Here is a 17,048-nt window from a genome sequence, read left to right as displayed (position 1 = left end):
TCGAGCTTGCTCAGGCTCAGGTATCGCAACGCCCCTTTATCCCCTGCTTAAGGACAAGCGTATGTTCGCGTCGGCCAATGCTGCGCATTTCACGTTAGTGATCCCCCATGTTCGCAACGACTTCAAGGTGCTGGCCTTTAAGGGCACCGAAGCCATCAGCAGCCTGTATGCGATCCAGGTTGAACTCGTCAGTGAGTTCGCTGATTTCGATCTGGAGAGCCTGCTCAGTCAGCCGGCGTTTCTCCAGTTTGGTCTGAGGGGTGAAGGCATTCATGGCCATATCGAAGAGGTGTTCGTGGGCGAGGCCGGTAAACGTCTGACCCGCTATCAGTTGACCTTGGTGCCAGCGCTTTACTACTTGCAGTTCAGCCATAACCAACGAATTTTTCAGCACCTGACAGTGCCGCAGATCGTTGCTCAGGTCCTTAAAGGCCATGGCATCCAGGCCGATGCGTACACCTTCCACGTCAACACCAGCCCGGAACGCGAATACTGCACTCAATATGGGGAAAACGACTTCGAGTTCATCCAGAGGTTGTGCAGTGAGGACGGGATTTCGTGGCACCACCAACACAGCCAAGATGGCCACCTGCTCGTATTCACCGACGATCAGACCTATTTCCCAAAGTTGGGGGGCACGCCCTATCTGCAAGGCTCTGGCCTGGCCGCGGATCACCCGGTCGTCAGCCAGTTCTCCATGCGTTTCAGCACCCGAACCAGCACCACCACGCGCCGGGGCTATGACTTAAAACGCCCAAGCCTGTTGCTGGAAAGCCACTTCACTGCCGAGTTCAGTCCTGCGCTCGAAGACTACCGTTACCCGGCGTTGATCGAAAATGAAAAGCTCGGCAAACAGATTGCCCAGCAGGCCTTGGAGCGGCACCGCACCGACTACCAGTTGGCCGAGGGCAAAAGCGACCAGCCGACTCTGCGCAGCGGTCACTTCTTCGACCTGACCGAACACCCCCGCACAGCGTGCAACGACTTGTGGCTGTTGCTCAGCGTGACGCACACAGGCAAGCAGCCTCAGGCGCTAGAAGAAACGATCACCCACGACGTTAACCCCGAAGACGGCTTCACCCAGGGTTACCGCAACACCTTCAGTGCGATTCCTTGGGACGTGTTCTACCGCCCCCCCTTGGTCATGCGCCAATCAGTATTGGTCAGTCAGACGGCCAGAGTCACCGGCCCTGTAGGGGAAGAGATTTTTTGCGATGAATACGGCCGGGTCAAGGTCGAATTCCACTGGGATCGCGCTGAGCTGGGCAGCGACAAGAGCAGTTGCTGGCTACGGGTGTCATCCAGCTGGGCGGGGGAAGGTTTCGGTGCGGTGACCATCCCGCGTATCGGCATGGAAGTGGTGGTGACCTATTTGGAGGGCAACCCCGACCTCCCGCTGATTACGGGTTGCGTACCCAACAAGATCACGCCGGTGCCATACCCCTTGCCCGCGAACAAAACCAAAACAGCCCTGCGCAGCCACAGCTCGCCCGCGAGTGGCGGCTACAACGAGCTGTCGATTGAAGACCGGGCCGGGCAGGAACTGATCTACCTGCGTGCGCAGCGCGACATGGAGCAGGTGATCCTCAACGACATCGACACTAAAGTCGGTAATGACCGCCGCGAACAGGTCACCCGAGACAGCCACAGCCTGATCAGCAACGACCGTTTTGAACAAGTCGACAACAACAGCTCCAGCCTGATCAAGGGTGACGAACTGCACACCACCCAAGGCCTGCGTAACACGGTGATCGGTGGCAACGAACTGATCAGCATCACCGGTAACAGCAGCACGACGGCCGACGGCACGCTGGTGATTCAGGCGGGGGCACACGCCCATGTCACCGCCGCCGATGTGGTGATCAATGCCGGCATGAGCCTGACGCTCCAGGCCGGTGGTCAACACATTCTCATTACCGCAGGCGGCATTTTCAGCAGCGTGGACATTGTTCAGGGAGGTGCGCCGGTGGCGGGTGTTCCTTCGCTGCAAGCCGCGCAGGCGCTGGTCAACGCACCGCAATCGATTATCGCGAGTCCGCTGTCCATCTTGGCCGCCGTCAAACAGAAAGCAGCGGACAAATGCCCACTGTGCGAGGCCTGTCGTGATGGACTATGCAGCACTGGAGAACGTGCATGATTACCCTTGAGCAATGGTTGCAAGAGCAAACCCGGCAGGGACGACACCTTTACCTGGTACTGGATTCAGATGGCCAACTTGACGAGCGCAATGGGTTGGTCAGTGAACTGGGCGTCGATCACTACCGCAATCTGTACAGGGGAACACCTGCTGATTCATTGGCCAACGTTGCCCCCTACCTCTTCAGGTTGGACGCGGTTGAGCATCCGGCCCTTCAGGCCCTGCTCAAGACACCGGACCGTCACTGGGGCTGGCTTGCCAGCGCCGCAAGCGCTGACCTCGATGCGTTGACCGCCCATTGGCAGAACCGTCTGGTGACCGGTGAGCGGCCGAACCAAGCGCTTTATCGCTTTCACGATAACCGCGTACTGGGGCGTGCACTGGCCTACCTGCAACCCGAGCAACGTGCAGAGTACCTCGGCCTCATGACCAGCGTGTGTTACTGGCAGGCTGAGCAGTGGACTGTTACCGACAACCCTGATCCCGGTGCTCATCCCCTGCCCACAGACCCCGCCTGGTGCCATACCCCTACACCGGAAGAAATCTTCAAGGGCATACAGTTCGACAATACGCGCCGTTACCTGGTCCGCGAGTACCTCGACACGCTGCTCGATCTGGCCCGAGAACAAGACATTGATAGCTGGCTACGGGGTCAACTCGACCTGGCGCACACCTGGGGCTGGCAGGAACCCGACAGCATTCATTTTTTGTTGACGCAAAGCTTGCAGGCGCCGGATTACACCCCACCCAAAAACTGGCTACCCCGGCCAAACGAAACCCCGGCGATGCACTTTGACCGGGTTTATCAGGAGACGCTGTATTGGCAGGGGAATGCCCCCGTATGAAATGCGTCATTCAGAGTTTAATTCTTGGCAGTTGCCTGGCCTTGACCGTCGGCTGCTCAGCCAGAGGAAAGTCCGACACTTTTACCCTTACTGCCGACATGCCTCCGGGCTTTGCCTATGTCGCGAAAGTGACCTACGTGCCAGTCCCCGGTCAATCTTGCAACCTGGGCAGGTATAACAATGTGAAACAGCAGTTCAACCGCGAATGGTGGGCTGAATACAAGGCCACTGTAGAGATTGAAATACACCGCGCCCGCAAAGGCTGCGAGTTGGTGCTGAATGGCATAGACCTTGAGATCAATGGGGTATACGGCAAAGACTTTGGTGACTCCGGCGGTGATTCCGGGTTTATCGCGGTGCGCGATTATCTCGACGCTCGCGACAAGGGCACTTTCAATGCGGCTGGCGAAAGCCAGTTTTCCGGGCAATGTCAGTGGTTATTTCGGACCTCGGGTAAAACTCGAATTCTAAGAAAAATCCTCGACTGCAAAAACACCGATGCTCAAGGCAATGTCACCAAAGGTCGTCCGTTTGCCGCGTACACCCTCGATCAGTTGCCGGGCAAAACCGTAAAACTGGAGATCAAGCTGGCTGATGAGGAAGAACCCTACATGGGCGATACCTGGGTCAAGGTACCCGGTGGCTGGAAACGTTGTATGGGCGAAAATTTTGAAGACCAATATGCCTTTTGCTATGGCAACTACAAAGACTTCAGCACCTTCAAAATGCCTGATGGCAGTAGCTGCACCATTTATCCCGGCTGCACCGAAAACAAGGAGGTGACCCCATGAGCCTTGCTTCCCTGAAAGACAGTGTTAAAGCGTCCTTTGATAGCCGTATCCATACCTGCCCCCGTATAAAACGCGTCATTCAGAGTTTAATTCTTGGCAGTTGCCTGGCCTTGACCGTCGGCTGCTCAGCCAGAGGAAAGTCCGACACTTTTACCCTTACTGCCGACATGCCTCCGGGCTTTGCCTATGTCGCGAAAGTGACCTACGTGCCCGTCCCCGGTCAATCTTGCAACCTGGGCAGGTATAACAATGTGAAACAGCAGTTCAACCGCGAATGGTGGGCTGAATACAAGGCCACTGTAGAGATTGAAATACACCGCGCCCGCAAAGGCTGCGAGTTGGTGCTGAATGGCATAGACCTTGAGATCAATGGGGTATACGGCAAAGACTTTGGTGACTCAGGCGGTGATTCCGGGTTTATCGCGGTGCGCGATTATCTCGACGCTCGCGACAAGGGCACCTTCAATGCGGCTGGTGAAAGCCAGTTTTCGGGGCAGTGTCAGTGGTTATTTCGCACGATTGGCCCCAAGCGTTACATCACCAAAATACTTGACTGCAAAAACACCGATGCCCAGGGCAATGTCACCAAAGGTCGTCCGTTTGCCGCGTACACCCTCGATCAGTTGCCGGGCAAAACCGTAAAACTGAAGATCAAGCTGGCTGATGAGGAAGAACCCTACATGGGCGATACCTGGGTCAAGGTACCCGGTGGCTGGAAACGCTGTATGGGCAAAGGTTTTGAAGACCAGCACGCTTTCTGCTACGGCAACCACAAAGACTTCAGCACCTTCCGCATGCCGGATGGCCGCGACACCTGCACCATTTACCCCGGTTGTACTGAAAACAAGGAGATTGCCCCATGAGCCTTGCACTGCCAGAACGTGACAGGTCATCCATGGATGGCACCATTCACGCTTGCCCTTTACGGGAGCACTCGACCAGTTTTCAGTTAGTGGACGAGTTCGGCGATGGACAACCTTATGCCGGGCTGGCCTATCAAATCATCGACCACGAAGACATTATTTACACCGGCAAGCTGGATGCGACAGGCTCCGGCAAGGTGGAAAACCACTACTGCGGCCCTGTGGAGCTTCGACTGAATCAGACATACCAAGGTCGTGAAGACGACTACAACGAACTAATAGTCCGGAAAAACTACCCCCTACCCATCACCGAACTACAGGTACGAGCCGAAAAAACTCGCTTCTCCAATAAGTCCGGTCTTCGCACTCAATCCAATCCTGCACAAGACAGGACCAATGCAGGTGCCTTTTATCAGGTAGAGGTACGAGAACTCGTGGAACACGGCGCACACCTGCCGCCGTTGGCCGCACGCCATTCCCCTCCCAACTTCCATGTCTTTAAGCTGTTTCGACCGCTACCTGTCAAAGGGAGTGCTGGCTACAAGCCTGAGCTAACAAAACGTTTCGGCGTTGCGCTGATGCCGAACCGGCACACCGTGCTGGAGGTGCGCCCTCTGCGCGCCCTGCGCCCCATGCTGTCACCCAGCAACGATTTCTGCGCGCTCAACCTCTACCAACTGGCACTGATGTCAACCCTGAGTTACAGCGACTTCGCCCAGCAGCCCAACGATCATCCGGTAGAAACCGACACAGTGAGCTTTCCGCTACAGCCGAGCATCGGCAATTGGTTTGCTGACGCATTAGCAAAATTTGACGAGCTTTGGCAGGTGGATGCGGCGCAGGCCGGGGGAAAGGCGTATTACCCGCTGTATGAGGAGGTGCCGTACTCCAGACGCCTGGAGGTGGTGCCCTTCGACCCGGAACTCTACCCGCAGGTTAATAGCCCAAGCCTGGGGGAAAAGCAGGAAAATCCGGCGACTATTCACTGGCTTGATGATCGTGCAGAAGACGGTGGCACCGATACCCAAGCTTTCATCACTCACCATGATGCGCTGATTCTTCTCTCGATCCGGGGCACGGCCAGTGTGGCTGATGCCTTGCGCGACATGGATGCGACTCAGGTGCCCTTTGGCGATTCGCCTGGCAAGGTGCACAACGGATTTTATGGTGCGGCCAAGGTGGCCTACCTTTTTGTTACCCGTTACCTGAACAAGTTTTACAGCGGACAAAAGCTGGTTATCACCGGGCACAGCCTGGGCGGGGCGATTGCCTTGATCGTGTCTGAAATGCTACGACGTGATAAACGGTATACAGCAGACATCGTGCTTTACACCTACGGTGCCCCCCGGGCCGGTGACAAGGTCTTCGTTGAGGGCGCAAAACCGCTGGTTCACCACCGCATAGTCAACCACAACGACCCGGTGCCAAGCGTTCCATCGACATGGATGAATACGTCCACCCAGCGGGAGTACATGGCACAGGGTGTCGTTACCGTGGTGAATCCGGCTATCGGGGTGGCATCGCTGGTACTGGGCATGGTCAACATGACCGGTGAGCCCTACGCCCACCACGGCACACTGCGACACTTCATGCCGGTCTACTTTAACGCGGGCATCATGTCCTCGATCCTCTGGAAGCCAGGGTGCAGCACCATCAACGACCACGGTTGTGCCGTAGCGCTGAAGGCAACCGACGGCCTGCCCGCCCGCGGCCCATTCTTGCGGCAGGTGATTGATAATGCCCACCACAAAATGGTCGTCAGCTACATTCCAAACTGTTGGGCCAGCCTGCGCCGCTGGCAGGCTGCTCAGGAGTCCAATCGCTCATTGGTGACTATTGATGAGTTTGAGCAAGTGGATGAGGCATTAACGAATGCCAAGCGGCAAATACTCACCCTGGAGAGCCGTCTGGCGGCGAGCCCCGACAGATATGTCAGTCATCAAGCCGCGGCGATGGCCGCTCTTCAACAAGAGTTCACCAACATAGAAATCACGCGCACGCGGCTGAGCGAGTTACGGGCAAACCGTATCAGTGAGGCCGATGTGTATGGCTTGTTCGCGGGACTACCCGAACTGGCAGAGGACGATTTGCCTCGCTGGAAAGCTCATGCAGAGAACCGTAAGGAGGAACAACTGGCAATGGCTCCGCCAGCAGCCGACGATGATGATGAGCGGGCGATAGCAGCCATTACCGGAGTCCGCATTCCGGGAACACCCTTCAATTTTGATATTGATTCGTTTAGCTAGCCCGTTTGGGATACGGCTCTAGCGCTGCGTGAACAGAACATGGCTTATCTTATTGATTAGCAAGACAAGTCATTACCCAAGACAACGGCATGTTCTCTACACGGCAGCGCAGCTCAAAGACATGGCGCTCCCAACTACTGACGCATACCCCGCCCGCTCACCAGCAGTTTCGCGCAGCCGAAGTACAGCACGATGGTTGCCACCACCATGAAGGTCAGCGCCACGCTGATCTTGATGTCCGACACTCCAAGAATCCCGTAGCGGAATGCGTTGACCATATGCAGCACTGGGTTGGCCAGCGACACGCTCTGCCAGAACGGCGGCAGCAGTGTGATCGAGTAAAACACCCCGCCCAGGTACGTCAGCGGCGTCAGCACGAAGGTCGGGATAATCGAAATATCGTCGAAGTTGCGCGCAAATACGGCGTTGATAAACCCCAGCAGCGAGAAGATCGTCGCCGTCAGCACCACGACCACAATGGTCAGGCCCAGATGGTGTACCTGCAGGTGGGTGAAGAACAGCGACAGCAGCGTCACGATCAAGCCCACGATCAACCCGCGCAAAATCCCGCCCACGGTAAAACCGATCAGAATGGTGTGGGGCGATACCGGCGACACCATCAGCTCTTCAATCGAGCGCTGAAACTTGGCACCAAAGAAGCTTGAGACCACGTTACCGTAGGAGTTGGTAATCACCGACATCATGATCAAGCCCGGCACGATGTACTCCATATAGGTGAAACCACCCATATCACCGATTTGTCGACCGATCAAGTTACCGAAAATCACGAAGTACAGCACCATGGTGATCGCAGGCGGCAGCAGTGTCTGCGGCCAGATGCGCATGAAGCGTCGAACTTCGCGGTAAACGATAGTATTCAACGCGACCAGGTTGGGACGCAGCTCCGAGCTCATACCGCCACCTTTGCCAGGTTTTTTTCGACCAACGACACGAACAACTCCTCAAGGCGATTGGTTTTATTGCGCAAGCTCACCACTTCGATGCTTTGCGCAGCCAACTGAGTGAACAGACCGGTAATACCCACGGCTTTGTCGACCTGTACTTCCAGCGTACTGGCGTCGAGCAATTGACTCGGATAACCGATCAGCTGCGGGGCCGCCTGCAATGGATGCTTCAAATCGAGCAAAAAGGTCTCGACATGCAACTGCCCCAGCAACTGGCGCATGCTGGTGTTTTCAACAATAGTGCCGTGGTCGATGATCCCGATGTTGCGGCACAACTGCTCAGCCTCCTCCAGATAGTGAGTGGTGAGGATGATAGTCGTGCCTTGCTCGTTCAGCTCGGTGAGAAAACTCCACATCGAGCGACGCAGCTCGATATCCACACCCGCAGTGGGCTCATCGAGAATCAACAGACGCGGCTCGTGCACCAAGGCCCGGGCAATCATCAAGCGGCGTTTCATGCCACCGGACAACGAGCGCGAAGGCGTGTCGCGTTTATCCCAAAGCCCCAACTGCGTCAGGTACTTTTCAGCACGCTCCTTGGCGATTTTGGCTGGGATGCCGTAGTAACCCGCCTGGGTCACGACGATGTCGAAGGTCTTTTCAAACTGGTTGAAATTGAACTCCTGCGGCACCACGCCAATCGAGCGCTTAAGGGCTGCCGGATTGCGATCGAGGTCATGGCCAAAGATATTCACCGTACCGCTGGTTTTATTTACCAGGGTCGAGAGAATGCCGATGGTCGTGGATTTGCCGGCGCCGTTAGGGCCCAGCAAGGCAAAAAAGTCACCTTCAGCAACATCCAGATCGATACCACTCAGGGCCTGGAAACCGTTGCCGTAGGTTTTGGTTAGCTGCCGTATGGACAGAGCGGAACTCATATCGGATTACGCACCAAGATGGGGAAATGGGGAGGTATAAGTAAGGGCGAACTACCTGTAGGGCAAGTCCGACAAGGCCGTATGGTGCTTGGCCTCGCCGCACAAGTACAGTCGCCCGTATTAATAGTGGCTATTAAGTCAACGCGGTCATCACTGCATTTCGGTAAGCCGGACGCTGCTTCAAGCGCTCATACCAGGCACTCAAATGCGGCAGGGACGCACGTTCGATGGGCATTTCAAACCAGGCATAGATAAAGGATCCCAGCGGGATATCGCCCATGCCGATCTCATCACCCGACAGGTAGGGTTTTTCAGCCAGCGCCTGATCCACAACAGCCAGCAATTGATCGCAGGCTTTGATGGCGGCGTTGATTTTCACCCAGTCCTGCTCCTCGGCAGGCGTGCGCAGAACACCCCAGAACACTGCACGAAACTCAACCGCAAATGAGGTACTGGTCCAGTCCATCCATTTATCAGCCTGCGCACGCACTCGGGCATCGGTTGGATACCAGGACGTGTCCGAACCATATCTGGCTGTGAGGTAACGCACGATGGCGTTTGATTCCCACAGCACAAAGCCGTCATCCTCCTCGATCATGGGAACCCGACCATTGGGATTCAACGACCGGTACTCAGGACTGTCGACCACTCCAAATGCACCGCCCGCCTCTACCCGGCTATACGGCAACGCCAATTCTTCGACACACCACAACGCCTTGCGCACGTTTGACGAATTCTTGCGACCCCACACTTTCAGCATGATCTGGCTCCTGATTGATAGACGCCGACGGAGTCTACGCCGGGATGTCGAACTCTGCCTCCAGCGCAAGGTCACTATCCTTACAACCTTGATCGGAAGTTGCGACTAAGCTCACAAGAGTTATCGCCCCTGGTTTCATGGAGGATTAAATATGCTGTTGTTGTGGATACTGGTTCTGATTGTTGGCATCGCCTATATGGCCCATCGCCGCATCGCTCCGCTGACGACTCTGGCTGTTGTCGCGGTTTATCTGTTGGCAATGGGTGTCATCGGCCATGTGCCGGGCTGGTTGCTGACAATCCTTTGGCTACTGCTGGCAGCGCCCGCCGCTCTGCTGCTGTTGCCAGACCTTCGGCGCAAAATATTTACCGCACCGTTGTTCAAGTGGTTTCAAAAGACCCTGCCACCCATGTCGCAAACCGAGCGCGATGCCATCGACGCCGGCACCGTATGGTGGGATGGTCAATTGTTCAGCGGCCGCCCCGACTGGAACCAGCTTCTGGCTTACCCCAAGGTCAAGCTCACAGAAGAAGAACAGGCGTTTATTGATGGCCCCACTGAAGAACTGTGCGCGATGGTCAGCGACTGGGAAATCGGGCAGGCCATGGATTTGCCGCCACAGGCCTGGGCGCATATCAAGGAACACGGCTTCTTCGCCCTGATCATCCCGAAAGCCTACGGTGGCAAAGGTTTCTCGGCCTACGCCCACTCCCAGGTAGCAATGAAGCTGGCCACCCGCAGTGGCGATCTGGCCTCCACCGTAATGGTGCCCAACTCCCTCGGCCCCGCCGAGTTGCTGCTGCATTACGGCACCGATGAGCAGCGCGACCACTACCTGCCACGCCTGGCCCGTGGCGATGACATCCCCTGCTTTGCCCTGACCGGCCCGCTGGCCGGCTCCGATGCCGGCGCAATGCCCGACACCGGGATCATTTGCAAAGGCCAATGGCAAGGCGAAGAAGTGATCGGCCTGCGTCTGAACTGGGAGAAGCGCTACATCACTCTGGGCCCTGTCGCCACCCTGCTTGGCCTGGCCTTCAAGGCCCACGACCCGGACCATCTGCTGGGCGACAAGGAAGACCTTGGCATCAGCCTTGCGCTGATCCCCACTGACACCCCCGGGGTTGAGATCGGCCGCCGCCATCTGCCTTTGGGCGCAGCCTTCATGAACGGTCCAAACTCAGGCAAAGACGTATTTATCCCCCTGGATTACCTGATCGGTGGCCAGGAAATGCTCGGTAAGGGCTGGATGATGCTGATGAACTGCCTGTCGGTCGGGCGTTCGATATCGTTACCGGCTGTCGGCACCGGCGCAGCCAAGTTCACCAGTCTGGTGACCGGGCAGTACGCCCAGGTGCGTGAGCAGTTCAATGTGCCGCTGGCCGCCTTCGAGGGTATCCAGGAAGCCCTGGCACGAATTGGCGGCAACGCCTGGCTGATGGACAGCGCGCGCATGCTCACCGCCAACGCAGTGGACCTGGGCGAGAAACCTTCGGTACTGTCGGCGATTCTCAAGTACCACCTCACCGAACGCGGCCGCGAATGCATCAGCCACGCCATGGACGTCCACGGCGGCAAGGGCATCATCATGGGGCCCAACAACTATCTGGGCCGCAACTGGCAAGGCGCGCCGATTTTCATCACCGTGGAAGGCGCAAACATCCTGTCACGCAACCTGATGATCTTTGGTCAGGGCGCCATTCGCTGCCATCCCTTCGTACTCAAGGAGATGGCCCTGGCCGGGCGTGAAGACAAGGATCAGGCACTGCTTGAGTTTGACGACCTGCTGCTTAAGCATATCGGTTTTGCGATCAGCAACATGGCCAGCACTTTTGTGCTGAACCTGGGCCTTGGTCGATTTGAACATGCACCGGGCAACGCCCTGAGCCAAGGTTATTTCCGGGCACTGAACCGCCAGGCAGCAGCCTTTGCACTATTGGCCGACCTGAGCATGATGCTGCTGGGGGGCGAGCTCAAACGTCGCGAGCGTTTGTCCGCGCGTCTGGGTGACGTGTTGAGCCACATGTACCTGGCCAGCGCCGCGCTCAAGCGTTACCACGATCTGGACTCGCCGGAGTACCTCAACCCGTTGTTCAAATGGGCCATGGAAGAAAGCCTAGGGCACGCCGAGCGCGCACTGGATGAACTGCTGAAAAACTTCCCGAGCCGCATACTGGGCTGCCTGCTGCGCGGCGTGGTGTTCCCGTTTGGTCGACGCCACACCGGGCCATCAGATGAGCTGGATGCCGAAGTTGCCGAAGTACTGGGTCGTGGCAAGGGTGATCCGACGCTTGAGGCGGTGCTCTCGGGCTGTTATCGCCCACAATCGCCAGACGACGCGGTGGGCGCCTTGCAACATGCCTGCGACCTGCTGAATGAGGCGCGCCCGCTGCACAAAAAATTGCATCAAGCCCTTAAAAGCGGTCAGGTAAAACCGGAGGCGGGAGAACCGTCCATCGATGCAGCACTGCAAGCCGGCGTACTGCAACCGGCCGAGGCACACACGCTACGCACCGCTGAAGCGGCGCGGCGCAAGGTGATTGATGTGGATGACTTCTCCAAGGAAGAACTCACCCACAGTGAAGGAAAGATTCGATAACGGGACAGCGGGCGCCGGGGGCTTTATACTCTCGCGCCCGTTTTGCTCTAGAGGACACCCGCAATGGCCACCAATGATCTGAACCACAACCTTGTCTTGCTCGACATTCTGCGCAGCATCCTGGTTGCTGTCGGTGACGCTGAGCAGATCCCTGAGGAAAGCCACGCTCTGTTTCTGGAACGCTTTGACGACATGCGCAGTTCGCTGCCGGTTGACCCGATCAATAGCCAATATCTGGGCCAGGACATCATGTGCCAGGTCATCGAGCGCTATCCACAGATCGCTCACCTGGTCCCGCGTGATCTGCTCTGGTACTTCGGTGGTGCCTGCTTCAACTTCCTGTCGGATGAAGAACTGGACATGTATGAAGCACTGGAAGAGCGTCGTCACGAAGCAGAACAGAACGACGAGCCGTTCGACTGGAATCAGGAAAAACAACTGATGGCGATGCCTGTGTCAGACGACAGCACACAGCACTGATCGCTTCGCAAACTATTCAAGGCCCGCCCGGTTTACCGCGCGGGCTTTTTTATGAAGGACGAAAATCCTGTGTCCGCCCCATTTCAAGGGTGGGTTCCTGCGCCAGTTGCTCAACCAAATAGTCGATGAACACCCGCATTTTGGGGGGCAAATAACGCGATGGTGCATGCAGCAGCCATGCACCTCCATGGTAGGAAGCAATAAAACTCCACTTAGGCAACACTTGAACGATCAGCCCTTGATCCAGTGCCTGACGCGCAGTGAAGTACGGCAGGCTGCCAATTCCGAGATGCTGTAACACGGCATCCAGCCGCACCCCGGTGTGATTGGCCGCGTAGCGCCCGCGCACGCCAACGGTTACCGACCTGGCGCTCTGCTTGAATTTCCACCGTGCATCCGCTGGTGTTTCTCCCAGATAAATACAGCTATGCCCACGTAAATCCTCGGGCTCGGTGGGCGTGCCGTGCTCCGCCAAATAAGCAGGCGTGGCGCATAACACATGCTCGATCGGGAATAATTGACGCCCCACAAGCCCCGGAGGCGGCTGGTCGGTGATACGAATGCTCAGGTCAACGTTGTCATCGATCAGGTCGACATAACGGTCTTCCAGAATCAATTGCACATCAACGTGTGGGTAGCGCCGTAAAAACTCGGGCATGTGCGGGTGAATCACATAACGCCCAACGGCCTTGGGCACGCTGATCCGGATCAAGCCCTCAGCGCTGCGGGTGAAGCGCCCGCTAAGGTCCATGACGGATTGGGCAGCACCCGCCACCTCACAGCAGCGCTTGAAGACTTCTTCGCCATCATCGCTCAAGCGTAATTTGCGCGTGGTGCGCTGCAGTAAACGGATAGCCAGGGCTTTTTCCAGACGCGAAACGCTGCGACTGACCGCAGAAGGTGATGTACCGAGCTGCCGCGCCACTTCAGAGAAGCTCCCGGCCTCGACCACCTTCACGAACATCACCATTTCAGCCAACAACGATAACGGTAGATTTATGCTCACAGCGCACAGGTCCATTGAAATTCTGGTGGATTATCACGATCAACGCGCAACTCTATACTAAAAAAAGACACCGACCAGGACACCATAATGACCCAACGCCTCTTTTTTACCGATGACGCACTGACTGCAGACATTAACGTGATCAGTTGCACAGCCCACGAAGACGTATTTGCCGTGACCGTGGAGGCGACCCCTTTTCATCCGCAAGGCGGCGGGCAGCCGTGCGATCTGGGCCTGATCGGTGACAGTGAAGTGGTGAAGGTGCTGCAAGAACAAGACAACATTGTGCATTACGTCACGCAGGCCATTGCACCTGGCCCCGCACGCGCTCAGGTGGATGCAGCGCGACGACATCTCAACGCCCGACTGCACAGTGCCGGGCACTTGATTGGAGTCCTCGGCGAACAGGCTGGCTGGATGCCGACCAAGGCACATCACTGGCCGGGCGAATGCCGGGTCAGCTTCACCCCCGGCGAAGACGCTCAACCACTGGAAGCCCTAGCCATCCAGCTACAACTGGAGCGCTGGATCAGTGCCGACTTACCCCGCCAGCTTCATCTGGACTCCAGCCAACGCGCCGTCGGATTTGGCAATTTGCCGAGCTATCCGTGCGGTGGCACCCATGTTCGCTCCCTGAGCGAATTAGTGGCGGTCAACGTGCTTTCTGTCACCCTCAAAAAAGGTGTGCTGTCCGTGCGTTACGATCTGAATTGACCATGACATCGGCTCAAACAACCTAAATGCTGGTGCGACGCCGCTGGACGAACCGGTCCACGTAGTCATCCGCCGGGGACTGCAGGATTTCCCGGGGGGTGCCGACCTGAATCAAACGCCCGTCCTTGAGCACGGCGATGCGATTACCGATGCGTAACGCTTCGTCCAGGTCATGGGTGATAAACACGATGGTTTTTTGCAGCCTTCGTTGCAGCTCCAGCAACTGGTCCTGCATCTCGGCACGGATCAGCGGATCGAGGGCACTGAAGGCTTCGTCCATCAGAATGATATCGGTGTCGGTCGCCAACGCCCGGGCCAGCCCGACACGCTGGCGCATACCGCCCGACAGCTGATGAACAAAAGCGTGCTCATACCCCTCCAGCCCGACCGTGGAAATCCAGTGCTGCGCTCGCTCTTCCCATTGCGCCTTGCTGTCGCCCCGCACCTTCAAGCCATACGCGACGTTTTCAATCACGTTGCGATGGGGTAACAGGCCGAAATTTTGAAAAACCATGCTGATTTTGTGCCGCCGAAACTGGCGCAAGGCGGGCATGTCGTATTCAAGGATGTCTTCACCATCCACCAGAATCTGGCCGCTGGTAGGGTCGATTAAACGGTTCAGATGCCGCACCAGCGTGGACTTGCCCGAGCCGGACAACCCCATGATGACGAACACCTCTGCGGCGCGGATCGACAACGACAGATCGTTGATACCGATAACGCAGCCGGTTCTGGCCAGCACTTCGTCCTTGGTTCTGCCTTCACGAATCAGGGCCATCACTTCTTTTTCGCGGTTGCCAAACACCTTGAAGACGTTACGCACCTCGATCTTGTTGATCGCCATTTCATTCATTTCGGGCCTCCACGCCGAGGCCGGCCATACGCTTGAGTGATGCGGTCGATCACCACTGCCAGAATGACAATGGCCAGACCAGCCTCCAGGCCTTTGCCGACGTTGAGTGTTTGAATCCCCACCAGCACATCCTCGCCCAGACCCCGGGCACCGATCATTGAGGCAATCACGACCATCGACAATGCCATCATGGTGGTCTGGTTAATACCGGCCATGATGCTGGGCATGGCCAGTGGCAATTGCACGCCAAACAGCTGCTGCCAGGGGTTGGCGCCGAACGCGTTAATCGCCTCCATCACCTCACGGTCGACCTGACGCAAACCCAGGTCGGTCAGGCGGATCAGCGGCGGCACGGCATAAATTACCGTGGCAAAAATCGCCGGAACCTTGCCCAGGCCAAACAGCATCAGCACAGGAATCAGGTACACGAAACTGGGCATGGTCTGCATGATGTCCAGCAGTGGTATCAACACGGAACGCAGCCGGTTGCTGCGTGCGGCCAGAATCCCGAGGGGGATGCCCAGCAACACCGAAATCACCGTGGCCACCATCATCAGCGCCATGGTTTGCATCAGCTTGTCCCACAGGCCAACTGCACCTACCAAAAACAACAGGCCGATGATCAACAGAGTGCTGAGGATTTTGCGTGTGGCATGCCAGGCAATCACCCCAACGATGGCCAGCATCAGCCACCACGGGGTAATGCGCAGCAGGTTTTCGAGATGGATGATGGCCCACAGCAGCGTTTCGGAGATATGCCGGAACACATCGCCGTAATTGCTGACCAGTGCATCAACCCCGTCATTGACCCACCCTGCGATGGAAAACGTCAGATTGTCAGGAAACATGCAATGCTCGTGCTCCGCGGGTTATTGAGATTCAAGCGCTGCATCGACTTTTTCAGCCGCTTGCGGGGTCACCCAGGCGTGCCAGATCTGCGGCTGCTCGCGCAAAAAAGCTTCGGCTGCCTTGCGCGGCTCGGTGCGCTTTTCGCTCATTTGGGCAAGGGTGATGTTGAGTAAGTCGATAGGGAAATCGACCTTTTCATAGAACTCGACCAACTGCGGGTATTGGGCTTTGAAAGGTGCCGATACGCCAATGGACAGTTTCGCCGGTAATGAGCGCGTACCTTTGGGTTCGGGGTTGTTGGCATCAGCCAGGGTCTTCCAGGCCTCGGCGTCGAAAGGCGGCTCTTCGAGCTTGATCAGTTTGTAGCGCCCGATCAGCGGAGTCGGTGACCAGTAGTAGAACAACACCGGCTTGCCACGACGGATCGAGGAGCTGATCTCGGCATCCAGCGCCGCCCCTGAACCGGTGCGAAAGTTAACGAAGTCCTTATCCAGACCATAAGCCTTGAGCTTTTGGCTGTTGACGGTCTCGGAGGTCCAACCGCTGGGGCTATTAAGGAAGCGCCCACGAGCAGGGTCTTCCTGATCACGGAATACTTCTTTATAGCGGGCCAGATCGTTGACCGACTTCAAGTCCGGTGCCAATGCCTTGATGCCTTTTGCCGGATCGCCCTTGATTACATACTCCGGCACCCACCAGCCCTCGCTGGCGTTCTTGACGATGTCACCCAAACCGAAAACCTTGCCTTCGGCCTCAGCCTTGATCCACACGGGACTTCGCCCTGCCCACTCTTCGCCGATCACTTGAATGTCATTTTTGGCCAGCGCAGCTTCCAGGCTTACGGTGCTGCCGGGCAAGGTGTCGGTTGCAACGCCATAGCCTTTTTCGGTGATCAGACGCAGCACTTCAGTGATCAGGCTGCCGCTCTCCCAGGTGAGGTCGCCGAAGTGAACGGGGTTGCCCGCGTTATCTGCCAATACTGGCTGAGCGACAAGCCCAAATGCCAGCAGTGAACCACCAAGCCACTTTTTAAAGTTAGTCATACGGTTTCTCTGGTTATGG

Annotated in this window: 15 protein-coding genes; 8 read left to right on the top strand and 7 right to left on the bottom strand. The window is 57.0% G+C overall.

Annotation, left to right across the window (positions count from 1 at the left end; genetic code table 11):
• Positions 1-61 precede the first annotated feature (61 nt).
• From RGV06_RS20650 to RGV06_RS20630, 5 genes are all read left to right on the top strand, one after another.
• Entirely contained in the window at positions 62-2,137 is a 2,076-nt protein-coding gene (locus tag RGV06_RS20650) for a type VI secretion system tip protein VgrG (RefSeq protein WP_322151099.1), read from the top strand.
• Positions 2,134-2,982 (top strand): DUF4123 domain-containing protein, encoded by an 849-nt coding sequence (locus RGV06_RS20645; RefSeq protein WP_048350951.1) that lies wholly within the window; start codon positions 2,134-2,136, stop codon positions 2,980-2,982. Before RGV06_RS20650 ends, RGV06_RS20645 begins: the two co-directional genes overlap by 4 nt.
• Positions 2,979-3,773 (top strand): hypothetical protein, encoded by a 795-nt coding sequence (locus RGV06_RS20640; RefSeq protein ID WP_322151096.1) that lies wholly within the window; start codon positions 2,979-2,981, stop codon positions 3,771-3,773. Before RGV06_RS20645 ends, RGV06_RS20640 begins: the two co-directional genes overlap by 4 nt.
• Positions 3,774-3,838: 65 nt before the next feature.
• Positions 3,839-4,636, top strand: a complete 798-nt coding sequence (locus RGV06_RS20635; RefSeq protein WP_048351252.1) for a hypothetical protein — start codon at positions 3,839-3,841, stop codon at positions 4,634-4,636.
• Positions 4,633-6,882 (top strand): lipase family protein, encoded by a 2,250-nt coding sequence (locus tag RGV06_RS20630; protein WP_322151094.1) that lies wholly within the window; start codon positions 4,633-4,635, stop codon positions 6,880-6,882. The genes RGV06_RS20635 and RGV06_RS20630 overlap by 4 nt, the downstream gene beginning before the upstream one ends.
• Positions 6,883-7,016: 134 nt before the next feature.
• On the opposite strand, the gene RGV06_RS20625 is transcribed toward RGV06_RS20630, so the two are convergent.
• The 3 genes from RGV06_RS20625 to RGV06_RS20615 form a co-directional block, all read right to left on the bottom strand.
• Complete coding sequence (locus RGV06_RS20625; protein WP_019827911.1) at positions 7,017-7,796, bottom strand: ABC transporter permease; 780 nt, start codon at positions 7,794-7,796, stop codon at positions 7,017-7,019.
• Positions 7,793-8,725 (bottom strand): ABC transporter ATP-binding protein, encoded by a 933-nt coding sequence (locus tag RGV06_RS20620; protein ID WP_019827909.1) that lies wholly within the window; start codon positions 8,723-8,725, stop codon positions 7,793-7,795. Before RGV06_RS20620 ends, RGV06_RS20625 begins: the two co-directional genes overlap by 4 nt.
• Positions 8,726-8,858: 133 nt before the next feature.
• A complete protein-coding gene (locus RGV06_RS20615) occupies positions 8,859-9,485 on the bottom strand; it encodes a glutathione S-transferase family protein (protein WP_046808844.1) in 627 nt (208 codons plus the stop codon).
• A gap of 151 nt (positions 9,486-9,636) precedes the next feature.
• Here RGV06_RS20615 and RGV06_RS20610 point away from each other — a divergent pair, with 151 nt between their 5' ends.
• Complete coding sequence (locus RGV06_RS20610) at positions 9,637-12,084, top strand: acyl-CoA dehydrogenase (protein WP_019827907.1); 2,448 nt, start codon at positions 9,637-9,639, stop codon at positions 12,082-12,084.
• Positions 12,085-12,147: 63 nt separating this feature from the next.
• A complete protein-coding gene (locus RGV06_RS20605) occupies positions 12,148-12,564 on the top strand; it encodes a PA2817 family protein (protein WP_019827906.1) in 417 nt (138 codons plus the stop codon).
• Positions 12,565-12,613: 49 nt separating this feature from the next.
• Here the strand turns inward: RGV06_RS20605 and RGV06_RS20600 are convergent, their stop codons facing one another.
• Complete coding sequence (locus RGV06_RS20600) at positions 12,614-13,570, bottom strand: LysR family transcriptional regulator (protein ID WP_322151091.1); 957 nt, start codon at positions 13,568-13,570, stop codon at positions 12,614-12,616.
• A gap of 87 nt (positions 13,571-13,657) precedes the next feature.
• On the opposite strand from RGV06_RS20600, the gene RGV06_RS20595 reads away from it, so the two are divergent.
• Positions 13,658-14,284, top strand: coding sequence for an alanyl-tRNA editing protein (locus RGV06_RS20595; RefSeq protein WP_322151090.1), 627 nt, complete (start codon positions 13,658-13,660; stop codon positions 14,282-14,284).
• Between the two features lie 22 nt (positions 14,285-14,306).
• Here the strand turns inward: RGV06_RS20595 and RGV06_RS20590 are convergent, their stop codons facing one another.
• Genes RGV06_RS20590 through RGV06_RS20580 form a run of 3 tightly spaced genes read right to left on the bottom strand, consistent with a single transcriptional unit; the run spans position 14,307 to position 17,029 of the window.
• A complete protein-coding gene (locus RGV06_RS20590) occupies positions 14,307-15,137 on the bottom strand; it encodes a quaternary amine ABC transporter ATP-binding protein (protein ID WP_019827902.1) in 831 nt (276 codons plus the stop codon).
• Positions 15,134-15,985 (bottom strand): ABC transporter permease, encoded by an 852-nt coding sequence (locus tag RGV06_RS20585; RefSeq protein WP_322151088.1) that lies wholly within the window; start codon positions 15,983-15,985, stop codon positions 15,134-15,136. Before RGV06_RS20585 ends, RGV06_RS20590 begins: the two co-directional genes overlap by 4 nt.
• A 21-nt stretch (positions 15,986-16,006) precedes the next feature.
• Positions 16,007-17,029 (bottom strand): ABC transporter substrate-binding protein, encoded by a 1,023-nt coding sequence (locus tag RGV06_RS20580; protein ID WP_322151086.1) that lies wholly within the window; start codon positions 17,027-17,029, stop codon positions 16,007-16,009.
• Positions 17,030-17,048: the final 19 nt, after the last annotated feature.

Origin of the sequence: Pseudomonas sp. CCI3.1, assembly GCF_034313985.1 — a bacterium.
GTDB classification, from domain to species: Bacteria; Pseudomonadota; Gammaproteobacteria; order Pseudomonadales; family Pseudomonadaceae; genus Aquipseudomonas; species Aquipseudomonas psychrophila.
This window is presented reverse-complemented; position numbering and strand designations above follow the sequence as displayed.

Coding starts and splice junctions, on each gene's coding strand:
- RGV06_RS20645 (WP_048350951.1), top strand. CDS start 2,134: ATGATTACCCTTGAGCAATGGTTGCAAGAGCAAACCCGGCAGGGACGA.
- RGV06_RS20630 (WP_322151094.1), top strand. CDS start 4,633: ATGAGCCTTGCACTGCCAGAACGTGACAGGTCATCCATGGATGGCACC.
- RGV06_RS20590 (WP_019827902.1), bottom strand. CDS start 15,137: ATGAATGAAATGGCGATCAACAAGATCGAGGTGCGTAACGTCTTCAAG.
- RGV06_RS20620 (WP_019827909.1), bottom strand. CDS start 8,725: ATGAGTTCCGCTCTGTCCATACGGCAGCTAACCAAAACCTACGGCAAC.
- RGV06_RS20595 (WP_322151090.1), top strand. CDS start 13,658: ATGACCCAACGCCTCTTTTTTACCGATGACGCACTGACTGCAGACATT.
- RGV06_RS20580 (WP_322151086.1), bottom strand. CDS start 17,029: ATGACTAACTTTAAAAAGTGGCTTGGTGGTTCACTGCTGGCATTTGGG.
- RGV06_RS20625 (WP_019827911.1), bottom strand. CDS start 7,796: ATGAGCTCGGAGCTGCGTCCCAACCTGGTCGCGTTGAATACTATCGTT.
- RGV06_RS20615 (WP_046808844.1), bottom strand. CDS start 9,485: ATGCTGAAAGTGTGGGGTCGCAAGAATTCGTCAAACGTGCGCAAGGCG.
- RGV06_RS20605 (WP_019827906.1), top strand. CDS start 12,148: ATGGCCACCAATGATCTGAACCACAACCTTGTCTTGCTCGACATTCTG.
- RGV06_RS20640 (WP_322151096.1), top strand. CDS start 2,979: ATGAAATGCGTCATTCAGAGTTTAATTCTTGGCAGTTGCCTGGCCTTG.
- RGV06_RS20610 (WP_019827907.1), top strand. CDS start 9,637: ATGCTGTTGTTGTGGATACTGGTTCTGATTGTTGGCATCGCCTATATG.
- RGV06_RS20585 (WP_322151088.1), bottom strand. CDS start 15,985: ATGTTTCCTGACAATCTGACGTTTTCCATCGCAGGGTGGGTCAATGAC.
- RGV06_RS20650 (WP_322151099.1), top strand. CDS start 62: ATGTTCGCGTCGGCCAATGCTGCGCATTTCACGTTAGTGATCCCCCAT.